This is a genomic window from Microbacterium sp. 3J1 (assembly GCF_001049495.1).
Classification (GTDB): domain Bacteria; phylum Actinomycetota; class Actinomycetes; order Actinomycetales; family Microbacteriaceae; genus Microbacterium.
Window position 1 is genome coordinate 183,704 of the sequence record NZ_CDWI01000009.1, and the last position, 22,345, is coordinate 206,048.

Sequence of the window (22,345 nt, forward strand, 5' to 3'; positions counted from 1 at the left end):
CATCGGGGTGCGCCGGGCGCCCGGGCGGATATCTCCCCGTCGGGAGGACGACTGAGCCCGAAACCTCCGCCCCACGCCGAGAAGTCCGCCCGACGGGGTGGACTCAGGTACGGGGTGGGCGGCTTTTCGCGACCGCAGGCCGATGTGCGCGGGCCTGTCTGCTCCGTAGCGTCGGGAGCGAACGAAAGGCGCGAGATGATTCGAGTTCAGTCTCTGACGAAACACTATGGCGAGAGGGTCGCGGTCGACGGCATCGACTTCACCGTCGAACCGGGAAAGGTCACCGGGTTCCTCGGCCCGAACGGTGCGGGGAAGTCGACGACGATGCGGATGATCGTCGGATTGGATCGGCCCACCGCCGGCACCGCCGAGGTCAACGGGCGCGCGTATGCGGATCTCCCGGCTCCGCTCCGCGAGGTCGGCGTCCTGCTGGACGCACGGTCGGCGCACAAGCACCGCACCGCGTACAAGCACCTGCTGTCGATCGCGGCGACGCACGGCATCCGTGCCCCCAGGGTGCGGGAGGTCATCGACCTCGCCGGTCTCGACGCGGTCGCCGGACGGCGCGTCGGAAGCTTCTCCCTGGGGATGAATCAGAGGCTCGGCATCGCCGCCGCGCTGCTGGGAGACCCGCAGACCATCATCCTCGACGAGCCGGTCAACGGACTCGACCCCGACGGCATCCTCTGGATCCGCGGCCTGTTGCGTCGACTCGCGCAGGAGGGACGTACCGTGCTGCTCTCGTCGCATCTGATGACCGAGATGGCTCAGACCGCCGATCACCTGCTCGTCATCGGTCGGGGGACGATCCTGGCCGACGGCTCGCTGACCGACGTCGTCGGGCGTGCCACCTCATCCGCTGTCCGCGTGCGCACTCGCGAGGTCGAACGGCTGACGAGCGTCATCACCCGAGCGGACGCGACCGTGACGGCCTCGGCGGACGGGGCGCTGGAGATCTCGGATCTCACGGCCGAGGAGGTCGCTCGCATCGCCGCCGACGCGGGGATCGTGCTGTACGAGATCACCGCGATCGAAGGGTCGCTGGAGAACGCGTACCTCGCTCTCACCGCGCAGGACACCGAGTACCGCGCATCGGCGCGATCCGACATCGAAGGAGCGAACTGATGGCCATGACCGCGAACCCGCATCGGGCGGATGCGCGCACCCGCCGCCCCGCGTTCTCGAACATCCTCCGATCGGAGTGGATCAAGCTCCTCAGCCTGCCGTCGTTCGTGCTGGCGCTGGCGGCGATCTTCCTCATCGGAGTCGGCGGGAGCCTGTTCCTCGGCGTCACGCTCGAGTCGTCCGGGGTTCCGTCGGTCCCGTCGATCGAGCGCACCATGGCGGACGTCACGGTGCCCACGGTCGTTCTCGGTCAGATCATCGCCGGTATCCTCGGTGTCATGGTGATCGGCACCGAATACGCATCGGGCGCGATCCACCCCACGTTCGTCGCGATCCCCGACCGACTTCGAGTCCTGCGAGCGAAAGCCACCGTCGCGTTCGTCGCCGTGTCGGCCACCGCGGCGGTCACCGTGGCCACGTCGTGGGCCGTCACCACCCCGATCTACGGCCGGTTCGGCCTCGACGCACCGCTGTCGGCTCCGGGTGTCCTCGTCGCGCTCGTGAGCTCCGCGATGTACCTCGGGCTCTGCGCGCTGTTCGGGGTCGGCGTCGGAGCGCTCGTCCGCTCGACGACGGTCGGCTCCATAATCGTCTTCCTCGCCACCCTGCTGCTGCCGGTGATGACCTCCCTTCTCCCGTACGGGCTGCTCTCCCGCGTTCTGCGCATCGTCCAACTGGGCAACGCGGGTGACGCGATGAGCAGGATCGGAGCGGAAGGCGGACCGTTCCTCGATCTGTGGAGCGGTCACATCAGCGTCGGTGCGGGGTGGCTCATCGCCAGTCTGTGGGCGGCGACGGCACTCGCGGCGGGCGCGATCGCACTGCGCACGAGGGACGTGTGACCGGGCATCCGCGCCTCGGCCTCGAACGATCCGACATCCTCGTTCTCGTCGCCTACACCGCGCTCTCCGTCGCCTTCGGCTGGCTGTCGCTCGAGTCGTCGTTGGCCACCCCTTGGTGGTCGCTGACGGTCTCGTTCGTCGGGGGGATCGCGACGATCCTGCTCGTGCGACGGAACCCGGTCGCGTCGTTCATCGGCGTCCTGGTCCTCCTGCCGGTCTCGTTCGCGGGCGGTTCCGGCCTCGAAGCGGTTCTCCTCGTCGTCGCGGTCTCTCGCATCGGGACCATCGCTCGACCGCGACGAGTCTGGACCGCCTTCGCGCTCGCCGTCGCCTCCTCGGTCGTCGCCGCGCTCGTCCTGTCGTTCCGGGTGCGGACGGGGCCGCCGCTGCTCGGCCTCGCGCTGCGAGCGGACATGGATGCATGGCCGCTGGACTGGCTGAGCATCACTGTCGTCATCGTCGCAGCTCTGCTGATATCGACGCTGCTGGGTCTCAACGTCGGTCACCGTCGCAGCGAACTGCGCCGGCTCGAGGAACGAGCGGAGCAGCTGCGTCGAGAACGCGACCAGGAGGCCGACCTCGCCGCAGCCGCCGAACGCGAGAGGATCTCCCGCGAGATGCACGACGTCATCGCGCACAGCCTGTCCGTCATGATCGCCGTCGCCGACGGCGCGCAGGCGACGGCCGAGTCCCGCCCGGACGAGTCCCGGCGAGCGATCGGGCGGGTCGCGGAGACCGGACGTCGAACACTCGCCGAGATGCGACGCCTGCTGACCGCCGTGCGCGGCGAGGACACGTCGCGGTCCTCGTCGGCACGACCCGGGATCGATCAGATCCCCGCCCTCGTCGAGGAGTTCCGCGCCGCGGGCCTGCCCGTCCGCCTCGAACGCACGGGCACGCTCGATGAGGAGGCCGTCGTCGGGCTCACGATCTACCGGATCGTGCAGGAATCGCTGACGAACACCCTGCGTCACGCGCGGGACGTCCGCGAGGTCGTCGTGCGTCTAACGGTCACCGACCGGGACGTGTCGATCGTCGTCGAGGATCGGTCGGCGCCTGCAGCTCCGCCCCTCGACCCGGGGCGGGGTCTCGTCGGCATCCGCGAGAGAGCCGCGTTCTACGATGGATCCGTGGACGCCGGCCCGAGACCCGGCGGAGGGTGGCGCATCGTCGTCCGACTGCAGACGGAGGATCGATGACCGCGCAGGATGCCACCATCGTCCCGATCCGCGTGATGATCGCCGACGACCAGGAACTCGTCAGATACGGTCTGCGGCTCGTCCTCGAGGCAGAACCCGACATCGAGGTCGTCGGCGAAGCCGGAGACGGCGCGACCGCTGTCTCCGCCGCGCTGCGGCTGTCGCCCGACGTCGTGCTCATGGACGTCCGCATGCCGGGGACGGACGGGATCCACGCCACCCGCGAGCTCAGCACCCGACTGCCCGGCGCGCGCGTGCTCGTGCTCACCACGTACGACCTCGACGAGTTCGCCTTCGGGGCTCTCCGGGCGGGAGCCGTCGGGTTCCTCCTCAAGAACACCCGCCCCGCCGAGCTGGTCGCCGCCATCCGCACCATCGCATCGGGGGACGCGGTCATCTCGCCGCGTCTCACCTCACAGCTCGTGGAGATCGCCCTCCCGCAGCTGTCACGCCGCGGTCGCGAGGCTGAGGATCGAACTCTCGCGGCGCTCACCGAGAGGGAGCGGGATGTCTTCGAGCAGGTGGCTCGTGGCCTGACGAACACCGAGATCGCCGCCGCCCTCCACCTCAGCGAGTCCACCGTCAAGGCGCATTTCGGTCGGATCCTCGTCAAACTCGACCTGCCGAATCGTGTGCAAGCCGTGATCCTCGCCTACGAACTCGGAATCGTGGGCGTCGACGACTGACATCCGGCACCAGCGCTCGGCATGCCGCTCGTGCGCGTCGGACGGAAGGGGCGCGCTTGCTCCGACGGTGAGATCTGCGTCTCCCGTACGTCTCGATCCGGCCGATGCGAAACCTTCCGGTCTTCTCCCGGTGCGCACCTCGTTACCTGCGCGTTGCCGCACCCGGTGAGGGTGGCGATCGTGCGCGCCTCCGTGGCTGCGCCTTCCGGCATCCATCAGAAGGAGAATCGTGACATCCCCCGCCCCCAGCCCCTCGCGCCACCGAGGGCGACGCTGCAGCGCCGCCCTGGTCTCGACCGGCCTCGTCGCAGGCCTTCTCATCGGGGGTGTCGCCCCGGCGTCCGCCGTCGAGTCGGCCCCTCCGGCCGAGCCCGAGGCCTCCCGGTTCACCTTCGCCGTTCTGCCGGACACCCAGTTCTACTCCCGGTACTCGGTCGATCAGTTCGTCCCGCGCTACGGCACCGACCCCTTCTCCACGCAGACCACCTGGCTGACCGAGCACGCCGGCGAGCTGAACATCCCCTTCGTCGCGCATCTCGGCGATGTCGTCGACCGCGCCACGGTCCAGTCCGAGTGGGAGGCGGCGGACCGGGCCATGCAGCAGCTCGACGACGCCGATCTGCCGTACTCGATCCTGCCCGGCAACCACGATGTGCTCGACGCGGGCAAGCAGGACACCCAGCTCGACGCCGCGAACGAGCCGTTCAACCGCTGGTTCGGCGCCCCTCGCGCCGCTGAGCAGGCGACTTTCGTGGCGTCCGACCCGACGGGACTCAGCCAGGCACACATCTTCGAGGCCGAGGGGCAGCAGTTCATGTCCCTGGCCATCTCGTGGAACTCCTCCGATGCCACCCTCGCCTGGGCGCAGAGCATCCTGGACCAGCACCCCACCGTCCCGGTCATCCTCACCTCGCACGCGCTCATCAACATCGCGGGCGATCAGGTCTCTCCGATCGAGACCGGAGACAGCCAGCGCATGTGGGACAAGCTCATCAGGGGCAACGATCAGATCTTCATGACCCTCAACGGTCACTTCCACGGCGCCACTCGTCAGGTCAAGCAGAACGATTTCGGCCATGACGTGCACCAGATCCTCATGGACTACCAGATGGCGTACGAGGGCGGGAACGGGTACCTCGGCCTGTTCGAGTTCGATCTGACGAACAACACCATCTCGTTGGAGACCGGGTCGCCGTGGGTGGTCTTCAAGCCGCAGGACACGCTCACCAGCTACGACCAGCCGCTGCTCGACGGCGCCAACCAGCGATACACGCTGGACGTCGACTTCGCCGATCGCTTCGCCGGCTTCGCTCCGGAGTTCACCGCGGGCACCGCCGACGAGCCGTCGCTCTCGGCACGGGCGCGGGACATCCTGCTCGACGGCTTCGAGGGTCCTGACCCGATCTCGACCGAGCCTCCGGGCAACGAACTCGACTTCGTCGAGGCGGAGGGCACTCTCGCCCACTGGCGCTTCAACGGTGCCGAGGGCGTGCTCGACGACGAGGTCATCGAGGACGTCGCGGGCGACAACGACCTCACGCGGGTCGATCCTGCCGACACGAACGCAGTGGGCGCCGTGTGGGACGACGTGACAGTGGAGACCGGCGACGCGCACGCCTTCTCGTCCGACGGTGCGTCGGTGTGCTTCGACAACTCGTCGGGCTCGCGCTTCAGCTACCTCACCACGGCGGCGGATGCCCCGATCAACGAGGCGGATCTTCGTGACGGCTACACGATCGAGACGTTCGTGAAGATGGATGCCGACTGGAGCACGTCGGCCAACGCCTGGTCGAAATTCCTCACCCGCACGGGAAACCGGTCGCAGATCGGCGTTCCGCAGACGCGCTGGGACTGGACCGCATCGCCCAGCGCCCTCGGCATCTCGAGCCTGCGCGAGTTCCAGTGGACGAGCCTCGACGCCGACGCCTCGCTGGGCGATCGCGTCAACTGGTCGGGCGAGATCATGGTCGACAACTGGGTGCACCTGGCGGTCGTGAACGACGCTGCGAAGCGGACGACCACGATGTACGTCGACGGCGCCCCGGTGCTGCGCAATGCGAACGACGTCGGCGGAATGGCGTGGCAGCAGGGTCACTCGTGGATCCTCGGCTCGGACTGGGTCGATGACGCAGCCCGCAACGGCTGGCACGGATGCATCGGCGAGACGCGCATCATCGACCGCCCGACGGCGCCCTCCGAGTGGCTCACTCAGCGCGCCGACCTCTCGGGCTTCGCGGTGACGGACGCTCCCGAGGGCGAGCTCACCGCTCCTGTGGAGTCGGTGACCTTCGAGGGGACCGGCTTCCCCGGTGCAGAGGTGCGCATCGCGAACGCCCCGGCCGCCGACGCCTCCGCTCGCGCCCTCGAGGGTGCGACCGCGGTCGTGGCTGAGAACGGCGAGTGGTCGATCGAGGTCACCGAGGGGCTCACGACGGGAGCGCACCGGCTCTCCCTCTCGCAGGCACTCGGCGCGCGAGCGTCTGACACCAGCATCGTGGAGTTCGCGATCGTCGCAGCTCCCGTGGAGCCCGAGCCCTCGCCGACGCCCACCCCTGTCCCGGATGCGGGCGGCGAACCGCCTGTCTCCGGTGGCGGTGCGGCGGCCGGACCTGACGGGCTGGCAGACACCGGTGCCGATGGCGTGATGGCGGCCATCGCCGCCGGGGTGGGCGCCCTGCTGCTGCTCCTCGGAGCCGCGCTCGCGGCTGTGCGGGCCCGGCGCAAGCCCGTGAACGAAGGCTGATCCGCACTCGAGGGGCCTCGCCGTCGGCGGGGCCCCTCGATCTACTTCTCCTCGAACTCGGCGTCGAACCGTTCGCGTGCGAGCCTCACATCGGGGAGGTGCGTGGTGGTCCACCGCAGGAGCGCGTCGATGAGTTCCTGCAGACTGTGCCCGACCGGGGCGATGCGGTACTCGACGGCTACGGGGCGGTCGCTGAGGACCACGCGGTCGATCATGCCGTTGCGCTCGAGTCGACGGAGGGTCGAGGTCAGCGACTTCTGGGTGATGGTGGGAATCGCGCGCCGGAGTTCGTTGAAGCGCAGTGCACCCTGCTCGCAGAGCTGGTCGAGGACGTGGAGCGACCACTTGTCGAGCAGCTGGTCGAGCAGCTCGCGGTGGTCGCCGGTGATCACGGGTGCGTTCTCGGTTTCCTGCATGACACCTAGTCTCGTTGAAGTTTCCTTTGGATACCAGGTAGACAGGGTATCCCGCAAAGGAAAGAGAGACGCTCATGTCAGTCACCACCTTCAGCCCCGACGGTCTGCTGCAGCCCGTTCCCTACCACCACGTCTCGATCGGCTCCGGCTCTCGCCAGATCCACGTCGCAGGGCAGATCGCCCGTACCGCCGAAGGAGACGCCGTCGCACCCGGTGATCTCGCCGGCCAGGTCGAGCAGGCGCTGCGCAATACGGCTCTGGCGCTCGCGGGTGCGGGAGCCTCGTTCGCCGACGTGGTGCGCCTGCGATTCTTCGTCACCCGGTGGCACCCCGACCAGATGGGGGCGTTCATGGCGGGAGTGCAGGGTGTAGCCGCGGAGATCGGCCTGCCGCTGCCCATGCCGCCGGCCTCGCTCATCGGCGTCGAGATCCTCTTCGAGCCGGACGTGCTGGTCGAGGTCGAGGCATACGCGATACTCGATTGACTGGTTCAGACAAGCTGGCTGAACGCCTCTGCCTTCCGGGTCGGACCGGCGATCAGCATGACGTCGCCCGCCTCGATGATCGTCTCCGCGGTCGTGTACGTCCAGTCGCTTCGCGGCTTCTTCACTGCGGTGATGGTGACGCCGTATCGCGAGCGGATCCCCGCGTCTCCCAGCGGGATCCCGCTGACGGTCTGGTTGGCCGCCGCCTTGACGAGCGCGAAGTCGTCACCGATCTCGATGTAGTCCTGCATGGCACCACGGACCAGATGTGCGACACGTTTGCCCATCTCCTTCTCGGGGTACACCACATGCGTGACCCCGAGTTGCTCGAGGATCGTGCCGTGAGCATCGCTGACGGCCTTCGCCCAGACGTGCTGGATGCCGAATCGAAGGAGCAGCGACGTGGCGAGGATGCTGGCCTCGAGGTCGCTGCCGATCGCGACGACGACCCGGTCGAAGCTGGGGACGGCGAGCTGTCGGAGGACCTCTTCGCTGGTGGCATCGGCGGTCACGACATGCGTGAGCTGCCCGTTCAAGGACTGTACGATGTCCTCTCGGCTGTCGATGCCGAGCACCTCGGTCCCTTTCGACATCAACTCGAGCGCGAGGGCTCGACCGAACCTGCCCAGCCCGATGACCGCGACGGAGTCCGCCTCGGCGATCCGGGACAGGTCTCTGCCGCCGAGGAAGGGAAGCTTAGCCAATGATCGGCCTTTCTTTAGGAAGCTCGTAGAGCACCCGGCGCTCTCTGAGCGCAAGGGCGGAGGCGAACGTGATCGGCCCGAGTCGACCGATGAACATGAGCAGGATGAGGATCACCTGCGCGGCGACGGGGAGGTCTGCGGTGATGCCCGTGGACAGTCCGACGGTGCCGAAGGCGGACACGACCTCGAACAGCACGCGGTCCAGACTGAATTCCGTCATCAGCATGATGGCGGTCGTCGCGCTCATGACGACGGCGACCGAGAGCAGTGCCACCGTGAGCGCCTGACGATGCACGGCTCGAGAGAGCCGCTTGCCGAACACGTTGACGGCGCCGTCGCCGCGGATCTCGGCGAGGAGGATGAAGAACAGCACGGCGAAGGTCGTGACCTTGATGCCGCCGGCCGTGCCCGCGGGGCCACCGCCGATGAACATCAGCGCATCCATCCCGATCAGCGTGGCCTCGTCCAGCGCGCCGATGTCGATGCTGTTGAAACCGGCGGTGCGGGTCTGCACCGATTGGAAGAAACCGGCGAGCAGCTTGGCGGGCCACTCGAGCGGACCCAGCGTCGCGGGATTGTTCCACTCGATCGCGGTGATGTACGCGGTGCCGGCCAGGAGAAGCGCGACGGTGGCCGCCAGGACGATGCGCGTGTTCATCGTCCATCTCAGGGGGGAGCGCGCGTGCTTCCGCAGCTGCATGATGACCGGGAACCCCAAGCCGCCGACGATCACCGCCGCGGCGATGGGCAGGCAGATGAAAGGATCGGCGACGAACGACATGAGGTTGTCGCTGAAGAGCGCGAAGCCGGCGTTGTTGAACGACGACACCGCGTGGAACAGCGCCAGCCATGCGGCCTCGCCGACCGTGTGCTCGAAACCCGTGGCGAACCGGGCGAACAACAGCACGAAGACCACCGCCTCGACGGTCAACGAGATCCCGACGACACCCCGCACGAGGCCCTTCACGTCGTCGAGGCCGACGCTCTTGACCTCGGTCGCCGCCAGGAGCGTGGAGCGGAGGGACAGTCGGCGCATGACGGCGAGTCCGATGACCGACGCGAACGTCATCACTCCGAAGCCGCCGATCTGGATCAGCACGAGGATGACCACCTGCCCGAAGGGTGACCAGAAGGTCGGGGTGTCGACGATCACATGACCGGTGACGCACGCCGCCGAGACGGCCGTGAAGAGCGCTTCGATCAGGGTTGCACCGCCGGGACCCGTCTTGGCTATCGGAAGCGACAGCAGCACTGTCCCGAGAACGATGACGAGGAGGAATCCCCCGAGAACCGCTTGTGCGGGGTGCAGCCGCCATCTCGTACGTCGACCGGCCGATGTCGACGCGAGTGGGGTCCTGGTCACGAGCACACTCTAGTCGTGCGTCGTGATCTCGCGGCTGCGCCGACAGGCGATCACGGATGCGGACCCGACGCCCCTCCGGAGGGGTCCGCACCCGCGAGCTCAGAGGCCGCCCGGACGTCTGGGCAGGTGAGCGGATGCGGGCAGCGTCCACGGCAGCGTCGCCCAGGGGCCGCCGCGCTTCGCCGAGAGTGCCGCCTTCATATCGATCCACCCGTCGCCGTACTGCTCGAACGCCTCGTCGTCGACGGCGCCGTCGCTCCAGTGCATCACCCGTCCGGCGAGGTAACTGAGGCCGAAATCGGCCCAGGAGGTGAACGAGCGGCGGGCGTCGATGTTGATGCGATGGATGAGCTGCCGCGCCTCGTGGACGTCTGCGAATCCCAGGGCGACGCCCCAGGTCACCATCGCGACCGCCTGTCCGACGGCGTAGCCGTCGAGGGTGCGCACGAAGAGCTCCGGTGTCACGGTCTCGGCGCCGACCAGGCGGCGGACCCGCTGCTCGATGTGCTCGATCCCCGCCACGAAGGCGGGGGAGTCGTGCGCGTCGTCGCCGTCGGCGGCGATGGCATCGAGCCACTCGCGAGCGCGGGGGACGCGACCGAGGGACGTGGCGATTTCGTTGCGGACGGCGAGGTGCAGCATCCAGCTCTTCCGGCGCCGCCGCACCGTCGTGAGGTACTGGATCATCTCGAGCCACTCGTGCCGAGACCGCACGCCCCACTGCTCGCTCAGCGCCTCCTTCTCGACGGCGCCGAGGTTCGAGGCGGTCGGATCGTTCCACGGGCCCGAGGGTAGAGTGCGGATCTGCAGGAAGCCCAACGCGATCTCGTCGGCCTCGACGCCGGTGGTGGCGAAGTCCGAAGACGCCGACAGCTTCGGGGCCGGGATGATCCTCGTGAGGGGATTCATATCGCTCCTGTGCGTACGGCTGTGATCGCTCATAGCTTGAACGGACGTTCAGTCAGTAATATATAGGGTTCTTCGTCTTTCTCGAAGTCGTCCAATCCTGGGGAGGCGGACACGGTATGGCACGTTCCGACGACCGCCACCGCGTCGCTCGAGAGCGCGCGCGCGAGAGCATCCTGCAGGCCGCGATCGAGGTCTTCTCAGAGCGGGGCGTGCCCGGGGCGAGCATCGCCGAGATCACGCACCGCGCCGGTGTCGCCCAGGGTCTCGTGAACTACCACTTCGGCGGCAAGAGTCAACTCGTAGCCGCCGTGATCGACCGCTGGTTCGAGACGCTGTTCGGCATCCCCACCGTCGACGGCACGGCCGACGAGCGACTGGCCGGCATCATCGACGGCGCACTCACCGCCACGGGGTTCGCCCTTCCGGTGCAGCGTGCGGTGTTCGCGATGCAGCAGCAACCCGACACCCACCGCCTGTTCGCGGAGTCGGAGACCCGATTCCTCGCGCAGACCATCGCGTCGGAGGACATCGTCCGGCAGGTGTTCCGCGACAGGGGCGCCGCCGACCCGCCGCTCGAGGAGATCATGCTGCGCACGACGCTCGAGGGCATCTTCATGAAGTACGCCGTGTACGGCGACACCTATCCGCTGGAGGATGCCCGCCGCTGGGTGCGTCGGCTCTACGGACTCCCCGAACCCGAGGCTCCGCTTCCGCTGCAGCTCGCTCCTCGCAACCCCGATGCGAGGACCCGAGCCTCGGGGGCGGTGCGCCCGGTCGACTGACGGGTCTCCCTCCGACGCGAAGATCCCGGATGCCGCAGCGGCAGCATCCGGGATCTTCGTGGTCGGGCGCGTGTCGCGCTCAGGCGGGGTCGCCCCCCAGTGGTCCGACGGGCTCGAGCGGCTTCGGGTCATCCGCGCCCGTCTTGCGGGCGCGGGCGATGAGGTTGCCCAGGTGGTAGATGAGAAGGGCTGCGACCGTGCCGAGCACGATGCCGCCGAAGGAGAAGTCGCCGAGCTGCATCGAGAAGCCCGCGATGCCGATCACGAGTGAGACGGCCGCCGTGTACTGGTTGACCGGACGCGAGAAGTCGACCTTGCTGTCGACCCAGATCTTGATGCCGATGATGCCGATCAGTCCGTAGAGAGCGGTGGTCGCGCCACCCAGCACGCCGGCGGGGATCGAGTTGAACACCTCGCCCACCTTGGGCGAGAACGCCAGCAGGATCGCGAAGAGACCGGCCACCCAGTAGACCGCCGTCGAGTAGACGCGCGTCGCGGCCATGACGCCGATGTTCTCGCCGTAGGTCGTGGTGCCCGAGCCGCCGAAGCCGCCGGCGATGGTCGTCGCGACACCGTCGGCGATGAGCGCGCGGCCGGTGTGTCGGTTGATCGCGGGGTCCTCGGTCATCGTCGCGACGCCGCGCACATGGCCGACGTTCTCGGCCACGAGCACCAGGACGACGGGCAGGAACATCGCGATCGTCGACCACGTGCCGGGCTCGACGAAGTCGGGGAACTGGAACTCCGGCAGGCCGATCCAGGGGGCGTCGGCGATGAGCTCGGCGGGCGTCTTGTCTCCGCGCAGGGCATTGGGGACCTCGAACGAGCCGGTGAAGGCCGCGTAGACGAACCCGACCGCCACGCCGAGGAAGATCGAGATGCGGCCGAGGAAGCCGCGGAACAGCACCGCGAACAGGATGATCGCGACGAGGGTGATGGTCGCGGTCACCGGGTCGAGCTGGAAGTTGCTCCACGCCGTCGGGGCGAGGTTGAAGCCGATGAGCGCGACGATCGCACCGGCCACGACCGGAGGCATCAACGCATCCACCCAGCGGAGACCGGCGAACTGCACCACGAGACCGACGACGGCGAGCAGGATGCCGACCGCGACGACGCCGGCGAGGGCCGATCCCGTGCCGCCCGCAGCGACCGCAGCGGTGATCGGCGCGATGAACGCGAACGACGAGCCGAGGTAGCTGGGCAGCTGGTTCTTCGTGATCAGCAGGAAGATGAGGGTGCCGAGGCCGCTGAACAGCAGCGTCGTCGAGACCGGGAAGCCGGTCAGCGTCGGCACGAGGAAGGTGGCGCCGAACATCGCGACGACATGCTGAGCGCCGATCGCGATCGTCGCGGGCCAGCTCAGGCGCTCTTCCGGGGTGACGACGGCGCCGGGTTCGACGGTGCGGCCGTTTCCGTGGATCTTCCACAGGGGCATGCGGGCTCCTCAGTATCGGGGGGTGTGGGAGTGCTCCCGCAACTTTACCGATTCCTGAGTGTTGGCTGGGTGCCGTCGGACGCTATCAGGCCCCGAGCCGCTCGATGAGTTCGCGGTAGCGGTCGGCCGTGCGCCCGACGACGTCATCCGGCAGCACCGGCGGCTCGCCCTGCTTGTCCCAGTTGGCGGCCAGCCAGTCGCGCACGAGCTGCTTGTCGAAGCTCGCCATCCGCTCGGCGGGCGTCGTTCCGGCGCGCCACGTCTCGGCATCCCAGTACCGCGAGGAGTCGCTCGTGAGCACTTCGTCGGCCAGACGCAGGATGCCGTCGGCATCGGTCCCGAACTCGAACTTCGTGTCCGCGAGGATCAGGCCCTTCTCCTCGGCGATGGCCGCGGCGCGCGTGTAGATCGCGAGGGAGACGTCGCGGAGCTCCGCGGCGCGCTCGGCGCCGACGAGCTCGACGGTCTGCTCGAAGGTGATGTTCTCGTCGTGCTCGCCCATCGGCGCCTTGTACGCCGGGGTGAAGAGAGGCTCCGGAAGGCGGTCGCCGTTCTGCAGGCCGGCGGGGAGCGGGATGCCGCACACCGTGCCGCTCTCGGTGTACTCGGCCCACCCGGAGCCGGTGATGTACCCGCGGACGACGCACTCGATGGGGAGCATCTCGAGCGACTGGGCCAGCATCGCACGGTCGGCGACCACGGCCGGGATCTCGCCCTCGGCGAGGTGGTTCGGGGCGTCGGCGAGCTGGTCGAACCACCAGCGGCTGAGACGTGTGAGCAGCGCGCCCTTCTCGGGAATGCCGGGCGACAGCACGAAGTCGAACGCGCTGACCCGGTCGGAGGCGACGACGAGGATGCGGGTGTCGCCGGGGTCCTCCGAGGCGTAGAGATCGCGGACCTTGCCCGAATAGATGTGGCGCCAGCCGGGGATGGTCTGCGCTGTGCTGTCCGAAGGTGTGCTCACCCGCCCCATTATCCCGGTTCACCGGCCCGCATGTCGGCGGGGGCCGGTTGTCCGGGCCGCTGGAAGGGCGTATAGTCCATGTGGACTATTCGAGGGGATCGCATGCCGAAGCCACCCACTGAGCGCCTCACCTCCATGGCGGTGATGGTGCTGGCGCTGCTGCGCGAGGGCGACATGCATCCCTATGAGATGGTGCGTCTCATGCGCGCGCGGCGCGATGAGCGGCTGCTGACCGTCACGAACGGCACGCTGTACCACACGGTCGGTCGCCTTCAGCGGTCCGGGCTCGTCGAGGAGATCGGCACCGACCGCGACGGAAACCGCCCCGAGCGCACGACCTACACGCTCACGGATGCCGGACGCGACGCGCTGCTCGGATGGCTGCGGCGAGAGCTCGCGACCATCGACAGCCCCTCCGCCTTCCGCATCGCGCTCTCGGAGGCGCACAACCTCGAACGCCCCGAGGTGATCGACTGCCTGAGAGTCCGGAGGCAGGCGCTCGACGAGGCGCACGTGCAGCACCGGGACGGGCTGCGCGGCGCACGCGCGTCGTCCGTGCCCGAGCAGGTGCTCGTCGAGTTCGATCGCCAGGAGGTGCTGCTCGAGGCCGAGCTGCGCTGGCTCGACTCGCTCCTGTCCCGCCTCGAGGCGCACGCGTTCCCCTGGGGTCCGACCGCTTTCGAAGACACCGACCGCTACCTCGCTCAGCGAAAGGCCGCACAGCAATGACCGAATCACGCCAGGCGTCAGGACCCGACACGGGCACCTTCGCCGCAGGGCACCGCCCCGCCAGCCCCTGGCCCGCCCTCTGGGCGCTGGTCATCGGGTTCTTCATGATCCTCGTCGACACGACGATCGTCTCGGTCGCGAACCCGGCGATCAAGGCGGCCCTCGACCCGACGACGAACAACCTCGACAACGTCGTGTGGGTGACGAGTGCGTACCTGCTCGCCTACGCGGTGCCGCTGCTCATCACCGGCCGCCTCGGCGACCGCTTCGGCCCGAAGAACATCTATCTCATCGGACTCGCGATCTTCACGCTCGCCTCGCTGTGGTGCGGACTGTCGAGCTCGCTCGAGATGCTGATCGCGGCGCGCGCCGTGCAGGGCCTCGGTGCTGCATTCATGACGCCGCAGACGATGGCCGTGATCACCCGCACGTTCCCGCCCGAGCGCCGCGGCGCCGCGATGGGGCTGTGGGGTGCGACCGCCGGTGTCGCGACGCTCGTCGGCCCGCTCGTCGGCGGCCTGCTCGTCGACGGCTTCGGCTGGGAGTGGATCTTCTTCGTCAACATCCCCGTCGGCATCGTCGCCTTCGTGCTGGCATGGCGCCTGGTGCCGAAGCTCGCCACGCATCCGCACCGGTTCGACCTCGTCGGCGTCGTGCTGAGCGCCGTCGCCCTGTTCCTCATCGTCTTCGGACTGCAGGAGGGCGAGAAGTTCGACTGGGGTGTGATCTGGGGTCCGGTGTCGGTGTGGGGCCTCATCATCGTGGGACTCGTGGTGCTCGCCCTGTTCATCGTGCAGCAGGCGCGGACCCGCAGTGAGCCGCTGGTACCGCTCGCCCTGTTCCGCGATCGCAACTTCTCGGGCGCGAACGTCGCCATCGCAGCCGTGGGCTTCACGGTGACGAGCATGTCGCTGCCGATGATGTTCTTCCTGCAGACGGCACGCGGGCTGACTCCCACCCAGGCCGCATTGCTGCTGATCCCGATGGCGGTGCTGTCGGGGGTGCTCGCACCCTTCGCGGGCAAGCTGCTCGACCGCGTCGACCCGCGCATCATCCTCATTCCCGGTCTGCTCTGCGTCGCCGTCGCCCTGCTCTGGTATTCGGCGCTGATCAACATGGACACCGAGATCTGGATGTTCCTGCTGCCGTCGGCGCTGATGGGCATCGGCAACGCCGGCATGTGGGGACCCCTCGCGACCACCGCGACGCGCAAGTTGCCGCGGAGCCAGGCGGGAGCAGGTGCCGGCATCTACAACACCACGCGCACCATCGGATCCGTCGTCGGCTCGGCATCCATCGCGGCGTTCATGCAGTCGCGTCTCGAGGCGAACCTCCCCGGCCTCGCCGACGCTCCGTCCGGCATCAGCGGAGGCACCTTGCCGCCGCAGGTCGCCGAGGGCTTCGCCGCCGGCATGTCGCAGGCGATCCTGTTGCCCGCGTGCGTGATCGTCGTGGCGCTGATCGCCGCGCTGTTCCTCGGCCGCTACGACACAGCGGATGCCGCGGCGGCTTCGCCGGGCTCCCCGGACTGAGCGCGCCTGGTCGGTCTCCTCGTCTGCGCTCGGCGCTCTGCGCTGATGATCTTCTTGGCTCGACGGCCGCTGCGCGGAGTTTGCGAACAGGGACGCGGTGTGGTCTCATCGTGCGATGACCATCGAGCTCACGAGGCCCACCGCCGACCTGTTCGACTCCTGGGCGGAGGCCGTGGCCGAGTTCGGCGATGGCCACGTCGACGGATCGGGTCTGCAGGCCCCGGTCACCCCGGATCGGGAGACGCTCGACGAGCTCATCGAGAGGTCGACGCAGCTCGCCGACACCACGGTGACGCCGCCCGACGACCTCGTTCACAATGACCTGTACTGGATCGTGGATGACGGCGAGGTCGTGGGTTTCCTCTCTTTCCGACATGACCTGAACGACTACCTGCGCGAGGTCGGCGGTCACATCGGCTACTCCGTGCGTGAGTCACGCCGTCGTCGGGGCTACGCGTCGGCCGCACTGCGGCTCGGGCTCGAGCGAGCGCGCGAGATCGGGCTCGAGCGAGTGCTGGTCACGTGCGACGACGACAATGTCGGCTCCTACCGCACGATCGAGGGCGCCGCAGGCGTGCTGCAGGACGTCCGCGACCAGTCGGCGCGAGGGCACGCGATGGTCCGCCGGTATTGGATCACGCTCTGACCACGGCTCCCCGGATCCGGCCCGGGCACTCTCGGCCGGCACAGCTTCGGAGATGAATTCCGACACTCCGGGGGCAGGGCGGATGCTGCGGCGCGCCGCGCGCGGCATCCGAAGTTGTGCCCGGTGGCGGGGACCCGTGTCGGGGGGAGAGGGGACTACTCGGCGACGCGGGCGGCGATGTCGCTGCGGTGGTGCGAGCCCTCGAGCGAGATGCGGCCGATCGCGTCGTAGGCGCGATCGCGCGCCGTGCGGAAGTCGGAGGCCACGGCGACGACGTTCAGCACGCGTCCGCCGGTGGCGATGAGCGAGCCTCCCGGTGCGTCCGGGCTGGCCGTCGCGGCGTGCACGAGGCGCACACCCTCGACCGACGCGGCGTCGGCGAGCCCCTCGATCGGGCGGCCGGTCTGTGGAGCCTCGGGGTAGCCCTCGCTGGCCACGACGACGGTGATCGCGACATCGTCGCTGAAGACGGGGTCCGGCTGGTCCTCGAGAGTTCCGGATGCTGCGGCGAGGAGCAGCTCCGAGATCGGTGTCACGAGGCGCGGCAGCACGATCTGCGTCTCGGGATCGCCGAAGCGGGCGTTGAACTCGATCACGCGCACACCGGCGGGGGTGAGGATGAGACCGGCGTAGAGCAGGCCGATGAAGGGCGTGCCCTCGCTGTCGAGCTGACGGATGACCGGCATCGCGACGTCGCGCGTGACCTCTTCGACGAAGGCCTGCTCGCTGCCGAACTGCTCATCGAGCCAGGGGAGCGGCGAATAGGCGCCCATTCCTCCGGTGTTCGGACCCTCGTCGCCGTCGAAGGCGCGCTTGAAGTCCTGCGCGGGGCTCAGGGCCCGCACGGTGTCGCCGTCGCTGAGGAAGAAGAGCGAGACCTCGGGGCCCGACAGGAACTCCTCGATGAGCACCGGTCCCGAAGGCAGGTAGTGCTGGGCGTGCGCGAGGGCCTCGGCGCGGTCGGAGGTGACGATGACGCCCTTGCCTGCAGCCAGGCCGTCGGCCTTGACCACGTGCGGAGCCCCCAGGTCGTCGAAAGCGGCCTCGACCTCGGCCGTGGTGGTGGCGCGCACGGCGCGGCCGGTGGGCACGCCCGCGGCATCCATGATGCGCTTCGCGAAGGACTTGGAGCCCTCGAGCTGAGCCGCGGCCTTGCCGGGGCCGAAGACGGGGATCCCGTGGGCGCGCAGCACGTCTGCGACGCCCGCGACGAGCGGGGCCTCGGGCCCGACGACGACGAGGTCGATCGCGTGCTCGTTCGCGAACGCGGTCACGGCGGCACCGTCGAGCATGTCGACGACGACGGGGGTCGCGTCCTGTGCGATGCCGGCGTTGCCAGGGGCGACGAAGAGCTCGTGCTCCGCCTGCTCGGCCTTGAGGGCGAGGATGATCGCGTGCTCACGGGCACCGGAACCGAGGACGAGGATCTTCACCCGTCCAGCCTACCGAGGAGGGCGGGCGGGTTTCGGCGGAAGTCGAGTCCGACGCCCGGGCACAATTCAGCACACACGGTGGGTGGGAGCGCGTTCATCGCCGGAATCGGGCGGTCAGCCGCGATCCATGCTGAATACTGCCCGGGTCACCGGCGGGACCGGGTCAGAGCTCGATCGGCCGCTCGACCGACGGGTCCCAGTCACGCGTCCAGCCCGCGGCGTCGAACAGCGCATCGAGCACCATGGCGGTGAAGCCCCAGACGATCGTGCCGTTGATGTCGAACGCGGGCCCGCGCCAGGTGCGACCGAACCGCTGAAGGGTGGACGTGAAGCGGATGCCGGGGTCCAGCAGCTGAGCGACCGGCACCCGGAACACGTCGACGGTCTCGGCGTGGTCGACGGCGGCGACGCGCGACGGCGAGCGCCACCATCCGAGCACGGGGGTGACCACGTGGCTGCTCGCCGCGAGCGGCAGCTCGGCGAGGGTCGCGAGGATCTCCACGCCCGCAGGGTCGAGGCCGGTCTCCTCCTCGGCCTCGCGGAGGGCGGTGGCGACGGCATCGGCATCCTGCTCCTCGCGCCGGCCGCCGGGGAACGACACCTGCCCCGGATGCGACGACAGCGTGGCGGCGCGGCGCTGCAGCAGCACGTCGAGGTCTGCGGCGACGGTCGATGCGTCGCTCTGCGCGGGCACGCTGTCGAGCTGTCCGAACAGGACGAGGACGGATGCCGGCTGTGCGGCCCCGACCACCGGCGGGAACGGCTTCGCCCAGGCCTCGCTGCGCCGCGCGGCGGCGACCAGCTCGGCCCGCGCTCCGCGCAGGCTGTCGGGATTCTGGCTCATCGACTCGAGCCTATGCCCGCGGCGAGATCACGGCGCCGGTGCGCGAGGGCGTGCGTGCACACGGCGACCTGATCCGCACGGCTCGGCGTACGCTGGAGCGCATGCCTCCTCGTCGGATCGACATCATCGACGGGCGCGCCGCGCTCGATGCGGTGCGCGCCGCCGACGCGGCGGGTGAGAAGCCCGGCCGCACCGCGCTCGCGACGGCCGTCCGCTACCTGCTGCAGCTACTCGACGAGAAGGCGCCGGGCAACAGCGTCGAGGTCAGGGTGCCGCCGTTCGGTGCGGTGCAGGTCATCCAGGGCCCGCGGCACACGCGCGGCACTCCGCCCAATGTGGTCGAGATGGATGCCGCCACCTGGATCGCCGTGGCCACCGGTGCCGAGCACTGGTCGGATGCCGCGTCGGCCGGCCGCATCCAGGCCTCCGGAACCCGCGCCGATCTCGTCGACGTCCTGCCGCTGCGCCCCTGACGCGCAGACGACGGGGCCCGGCCGCTCAGCGAACGCGTCGCGCGACGACGAGCGGCACACCCGTGACGGGATGCGGGAACACGTCGACCGCCTGCCCGTAGACCGCCTCGATGCGCTCGGCCGTCAGCACGTCGGCAGGGGTGCCCGTGGCGGCGACGCGACCGTCGGACAGCAGCGTCACCCGGTCGGCATGGGCGAGCGCGGCGTTGAGGTCGTGCAGCACGACGGCGACGGCGATGCCGGCATCCGCCTGCTGCCGGATCAGCCGCATGACGTCTTCGTGATGCTTGAGGTCCAATGCGGCGGTCGGCTCATCGAGCAGCAGGGCGCCGGTCCGCTGCGCGAGCACCCGTGCCAGAGCGACCCGGGCGCGCTCCCCGCCCGACAGTGACGTCACGGGCCGCCCGGCCATGGCCGTCACCTCGGTCGCCGCCATCGCCTCGGCCACGACCTCGTCGTCGTCTTCGGAGGCCTCGGTGCGCGCCCACGGCGCTCGCCCCATGCGGACCACCTGCTCGACGCGGAACGGAAAGGTCACCGCGTTCTCCTGCAGCAGCACGGCTCGGGTGCGAGCCATATCCTGCGAGCGGATGCCACCGATCGGCGCGCCGTCGATGACGACCTGACCGGCGGTCTGCGTCACGTCTCCGGCGAGGACACCGAACAGAGTGGACTTGCCCGCGCCGTTCGGCCCCACCAGCGCGTGGATCTCACCGGCTCGCACGGCGATCGACGCGTCAGCGAGGATCGCGCGCCCGCCTGGGACGCGGACGGTCACGCCCGTCGCCTCGATGCGCGCGCTCATGCCCACCCTCCCGAGCGGCGTCGGGTGCGCACCAGCAGCCAGAGGAAGAACGGCCCGCCGACGAGTGAGGTGATCATGCCGATCGGCAGGTCGGCGAGCGGCACGGCGGTGCGGGCCACGAGATCGGCGATCGCGATGAGCAGCGCTCCGCCGAGCGCCGAGGCGATCATGAGCGGAAGGTGCGCGGGGCCGATGATCATGCGCATGAGGTGCGGCACGACGAGGCCTGCGAATCCGATGATGCCCGCGAACGCGACAGCGGCGCACACGAGAATCGCCACCGTGACGATCACGACCATCCGCAGCACCTCGACGTTCACGCCGAGGTGTCGGGCGGTGCGCTCGCCGAGGGCGAAGAGGTCGAGCTGCGGCGACACGATCAGGGCGACGACGACGCCGACCGCGACGAGCGGAGCGACGAGCGCGGCGTTCGACCACAGCGCGCCGTTGAGCGAGCCGAGCTGCCAGAACACGATCTGCTCGCGCGTCGACGTGGTGCCGAGGAACGTGAGGAAGGCCATGCCGGCACCGGCGATCGCGTTGATCGCGATACCGGTGAGGAGCAGGGTGACGACCTCGGTGCGGCCTCCTGAGCGGCTGATGAAGTACACGGCGAGCACCGCGGCGAGTCCGCCGAGGAACGCGAAGACCGGTGTCGTCCACATGCCGAACGACGCCAGGCCGAGAGTGATGCTCGCGGCCGCACCGAGGGCCGCGCCGGAGGAGACGCCGACGACGCCGGCATCTGCCAGCGGGTTGCCGAAGATGGCCTGCATGAGCACACCCGACACTGCGAGTGCGGCGCCGACGAGCAGGCCGAGAACGATGCGGGGGAGGCGGAGGGTGTAGATCACGCCGTAGTCGGTCGTACCGATCGGCGCCCAGGCGGTGTCGATGCCGACGCCGCGCAGCAGCACTCCGACGAGGTCGGTCGGCGACAGCGAGTACTGCCCGCTGGTGATCGACACGATGCAGGTCGCGACGAGTGCGATCACGAGGCCCGTTGTGACGAGGGCGAAGCGCAGCCCGCGATGCGTCGACGGCGTGCGGGTGACGACCTCGCCGCTCACGCCGACGGCTCAGACGATGCGGTCGGTGCGTAGAGGGCGCGGGCGATCGCGTCGATGACGTCGGCCGATCGGGGCCCGAAGCTGAGGATCTCGCTGTCGGCCATGTCGATCACGCGACGGTGGGCGCCGGCGGGCGTCTCGGCGAGGGCCGGGATGCGTGCGAGCAGGCCGTCGATGCCGTCGACCGACTCGAGGCCGTCGGTCATCATGACGAGCACATCGGGCTGCGCGGCGACGAGCGCCTCGGCGGTCATGGGCTTCATGCCCTCCCACCCGATCTCGGCGGCGACATCGACGCCGCCCACCGCATCGATGAGGGAGTCGGCGCCGGAGTCCGCGCCGAAGATGTAGTAGATGTTCGCATTGCCCCGTACGTAGAGGAACAGCATCCGCGCCCTGTCGTCGCCGTCGGTCGGAACGACCTCCGCGATCTCCGCGAGGGACGCCTCGAGGTCGGCGTCGAGCCGCTCGATCAGCGCCTGCCCCCGGGTGGGCACGCCGAGGGCGGTCGCGATCTCGGTCACCAGCTCGTCCGTGGTGTCGAGACGTCGATCGCTGGAGATGACGACGATCGCGATGCCGGCGTCGCGCAGCTGCTGGCGGATCTCCTTCGGGCCGATCGTGGTGTCGGTGAGGACGACGGTCGGCGCGAGCTCCAGGATCGCCTCGGCATTCAGCGTGTGACCCGTCTTCGTCACGACCGGGAGGTCTTCGGTACCGGTGAACACGGTCGACGAGTCGCGTCCGACGACCTGATCGCCGAGCCCGAGCGCGAAGACCGTCGATGCGATGGTGCCCGAGATGTCGATGGGGAGGATGCGGTCGACGTCGGTGATCTCGACCGCGCGTCCTTCGCTGTCGGTGACCGTGACGGGGAGCTCGGGCGCGGTGTCGTCGCCGACCGGTTCGATCGCGTGACTCGAGAGGCAGGCGGTCGAACCTCCCGTCGTGGCACGGACGTCGTCGACGAGGTCGAGCGACGAGAGGGGCGCGGATGCCTGTGGGCAGGCGTCCGCGGCATCGGTCGAGTGCGGGGTGGCAGATGCTCCGGCGCCGGCGCATCCTGCCAGTCCGAGGGCGAGAGCGGCAGCGAGGACGATGACGGGAACGCGGCGCATTAGGCAAGGCTATCCTAAAACTTGACGCCGACTCGCGGGCCG

22 protein-coding genes are annotated in these 22,345 nt (G+C 69.3%); 11 read left to right on the top strand and 11 right to left on the bottom strand.

The features are described from left to right. The first annotated feature begins 195 nt into the window (after nt 1-195). The 5 genes from BN2660_RS07440 to BN2660_RS07460 all read left to right on the top strand — a co-directional run bounded on the left by BN2660_RS07440 (nt 196) and on the right by BN2660_RS07460 (nt 6,595). The gene (locus BN2660_RS07440) at nt 196-1,125 is read left to right on the top strand and encodes an ATP-binding cassette domain-containing protein (protein WP_091229458.1); all 930 of its coding nucleotides are present in this window, start codon (nt 196-198) and stop codon (nt 1,123-1,125) included. Next, the gene (locus BN2660_RS07445; RefSeq protein ID WP_091229461.1) at nt 1,125-1,967 is read left to right on the top strand and encodes a hypothetical protein; all 843 of its coding nucleotides are present in this window, start codon (nt 1,125-1,127) and stop codon (nt 1,965-1,967) included. Before BN2660_RS07440 ends, BN2660_RS07445 begins: the two co-directional genes overlap by 1 nt. Then, on the top strand, nt 1,964-3,166 hold the full coding sequence (locus tag BN2660_RS07450; RefSeq protein WP_091229464.1) for a sensor histidine kinase: 1,203 nt from the start codon (nt 1,964-1,966) through the stop codon (nt 3,164-3,166). The genes BN2660_RS07445 and BN2660_RS07450 overlap by 4 nt, the downstream gene beginning before the upstream one ends. Then, on the top strand, nt 3,163-3,852 hold the full coding sequence (locus BN2660_RS07455; RefSeq protein ID WP_091229466.1) for a response regulator: 690 nt from the start codon (nt 3,163-3,165) through the stop codon (nt 3,850-3,852). The genes BN2660_RS07450 and BN2660_RS07455 overlap by 4 nt, the downstream gene beginning before the upstream one ends. Nucleotides 3,853-4,081: 229 nt before the next feature. After that, the gene (locus tag BN2660_RS07460) at nt 4,082-6,595 is read left to right on the top strand and encodes a LamG-like jellyroll fold domain-containing protein (RefSeq protein ID WP_091229469.1); all 2,514 of its coding nucleotides are present in this window, start codon (nt 4,082-4,084) and stop codon (nt 6,593-6,595) included. A gap of 41 nt (nt 6,596-6,636) precedes the next feature. On the opposite strand, the gene BN2660_RS07465 is transcribed toward BN2660_RS07460, so the two are convergent. Next, nucleotides 6,637-7,011, bottom strand: coding sequence for a winged helix-turn-helix transcriptional regulator (locus BN2660_RS07465; protein WP_091229472.1), 375 nt, complete (start codon nt 7,009-7,011; stop codon nt 6,637-6,639). Between the two features lie 74 nt (nt 7,012-7,085). Between BN2660_RS07465 and BN2660_RS07470 the strand changes: the two genes are divergently transcribed. Beyond that, entirely contained in the window at nt 7,086-7,496 is a 411-nt protein-coding gene (locus BN2660_RS07470; RefSeq protein ID WP_091229475.1) for a RidA family protein, read from the top strand. A 5-nt stretch (nt 7,497-7,501) separates the two neighbouring features. Here BN2660_RS07470 and BN2660_RS07475 read toward each other — a convergent pair whose 3' ends face one another. The 3 genes from BN2660_RS07475 to BN2660_RS07485 all read right to left on the bottom strand — a co-directional run bounded on the left by BN2660_RS07475 (nt 7,502) and on the right by BN2660_RS07485 (nt 10,472). Further along, complete coding sequence (locus tag BN2660_RS07475; protein ID WP_218054107.1) at nt 7,502-8,200, bottom strand: potassium channel family protein; 699 nt, start codon at nt 8,198-8,200, stop codon at nt 7,502-7,504. Beyond that, complete coding sequence (locus BN2660_RS07480; protein WP_176697126.1) at nt 8,193-9,563, bottom strand: TrkH family potassium uptake protein; 1,371 nt, start codon at nt 9,561-9,563, stop codon at nt 8,193-8,195. Before BN2660_RS07480 ends, BN2660_RS07475 begins: the two co-directional genes overlap by 8 nt. A 99-nt stretch (nt 9,564-9,662) precedes the next feature. Next, nucleotides 9,663-10,472, bottom strand: a complete 810-nt coding sequence (locus BN2660_RS07485) for a DUF1266 domain-containing protein (RefSeq protein WP_176697127.1) — start codon at nt 10,470-10,472, stop codon at nt 9,663-9,665. A 116-nt stretch (nt 10,473-10,588) separates the two neighbouring features. On the opposite strand from BN2660_RS07485, the gene BN2660_RS07490 reads away from it, so the two are divergent. After that, the gene (locus BN2660_RS07490) at nt 10,589-11,254 is read left to right on the top strand and encodes a TetR/AcrR family transcriptional regulator (RefSeq protein WP_091229479.1); all 666 of its coding nucleotides are present in this window, start codon (nt 10,589-10,591) and stop codon (nt 11,252-11,254) included. Nucleotides 11,255-11,333: 79 nt separating this feature from the next. Here the strand turns inward: BN2660_RS07490 and BN2660_RS07495 are convergent, their stop codons facing one another. Together BN2660_RS07495 and BN2660_RS07500 are read right to left on the bottom strand one after the other, a co-directional pair. After that, nucleotides 11,334-12,689: a uracil-xanthine permease family protein gene (locus tag BN2660_RS07495; protein ID WP_091229482.1), complete on the bottom strand. Its 1,356-nt coding sequence runs from the start codon at nt 12,687-12,689 to the stop codon at nt 11,334-11,336. Nucleotides 12,690-12,774: 85 nt separating this feature from the next. Further along, on the bottom strand, nt 12,775-13,662 hold the full coding sequence (locus BN2660_RS07500) for a phosphoribosylaminoimidazolesuccinocarboxamide synthase (protein ID WP_176697128.1): 888 nt from the start codon (nt 13,660-13,662) through the stop codon (nt 12,775-12,777). A 93-nt stretch (nt 13,663-13,755) separates the two neighbouring features. Here BN2660_RS07500 and BN2660_RS07505 point away from each other — a divergent pair, with 93 nt between their 5' ends. The 3 genes from BN2660_RS07505 to BN2660_RS07515 all read left to right on the top strand — a co-directional run bounded on the left by BN2660_RS07505 (nt 13,756) and on the right by BN2660_RS07515 (nt 16,560). Continuing rightward, nucleotides 13,756-14,382: a PadR family transcriptional regulator gene (locus tag BN2660_RS07505; protein WP_091229486.1), complete on the top strand. Its 627-nt coding sequence runs from the start codon at nt 13,756-13,758 to the stop codon at nt 14,380-14,382. Then, the gene (locus BN2660_RS07510; protein ID WP_091229488.1) at nt 14,379-15,914 is read left to right on the top strand and encodes a DHA2 family efflux MFS transporter permease subunit; all 1,536 of its coding nucleotides are present in this window, start codon (nt 14,379-14,381) and stop codon (nt 15,912-15,914) included. The genes BN2660_RS07505 and BN2660_RS07510 overlap by 4 nt, the downstream gene beginning before the upstream one ends. 115 nt (nt 15,915-16,029) lie before the next feature. Continuing rightward, nucleotides 16,030-16,560, top strand: a complete 531-nt coding sequence (locus BN2660_RS07515; protein WP_091229490.1) for a GNAT family N-acetyltransferase — start codon at nt 16,030-16,032, stop codon at nt 16,558-16,560. A gap of 155 nt (nt 16,561-16,715) precedes the next feature. Here BN2660_RS07515 and purD read toward each other — a convergent pair whose 3' ends face one another. Together purD and BN2660_RS07525 are read right to left on the bottom strand one after the other, a co-directional pair. Then, nucleotides 16,716-17,993, bottom strand: a complete 1,278-nt coding sequence (gene purD / locus BN2660_RS07520) for a phosphoribosylamine--glycine ligase (protein ID WP_091229493.1) — start codon at nt 17,991-17,993, stop codon at nt 16,716-16,718. Nucleotides 17,994-18,156: 163 nt separating this feature from the next. Next, entirely contained in the window at nt 18,157-18,837 is a 681-nt protein-coding gene (locus tag BN2660_RS07525; protein WP_091229496.1) for an NUDIX hydrolase, read from the bottom strand. A 101-nt stretch (nt 18,838-18,938) separates the two neighbouring features. Between BN2660_RS07525 and BN2660_RS07530 the strand changes: the two genes are divergently transcribed. Beyond that, nucleotides 18,939-19,310, top strand: a complete 372-nt coding sequence (locus tag BN2660_RS07530; protein ID WP_091229712.1) for a sterol carrier family protein — start codon at nt 18,939-18,941, stop codon at nt 19,308-19,310. Between the two features lie 25 nt (nt 19,311-19,335). Here BN2660_RS07530 and BN2660_RS07535 read toward each other — a convergent pair whose 3' ends face one another. Genes BN2660_RS07535 through BN2660_RS07545 form a run of 3 tightly spaced genes read right to left on the bottom strand, consistent with a single transcriptional unit; the run spans nt 19,336 to nt 22,303 of the window. Then, nucleotides 19,336-20,115: a heme ABC transporter ATP-binding protein gene (locus tag BN2660_RS07535; RefSeq protein ID WP_091229498.1), complete on the bottom strand. Its 780-nt coding sequence runs from the start codon at nt 20,113-20,115 to the stop codon at nt 19,336-19,338. Then, nucleotides 20,112-21,185 (bottom strand): FecCD family ABC transporter permease, encoded by a 1,074-nt coding sequence (locus BN2660_RS07540; RefSeq protein ID WP_091229500.1) that lies wholly within the window; start codon nt 21,183-21,185, stop codon nt 20,112-20,114. The genes BN2660_RS07535 and BN2660_RS07540 overlap by 4 nt, the downstream gene beginning before the upstream one ends. Then, nucleotides 21,182-22,303, bottom strand: a complete 1,122-nt coding sequence (locus BN2660_RS07545; protein ID WP_091229502.1) for a heme/hemin ABC transporter substrate-binding protein — start codon at nt 22,301-22,303, stop codon at nt 21,182-21,184. The genes BN2660_RS07540 and BN2660_RS07545 overlap by 4 nt, the downstream gene beginning before the upstream one ends. Between the last annotated feature and the right edge of the window lie 42 nt (nt 22,304-22,345).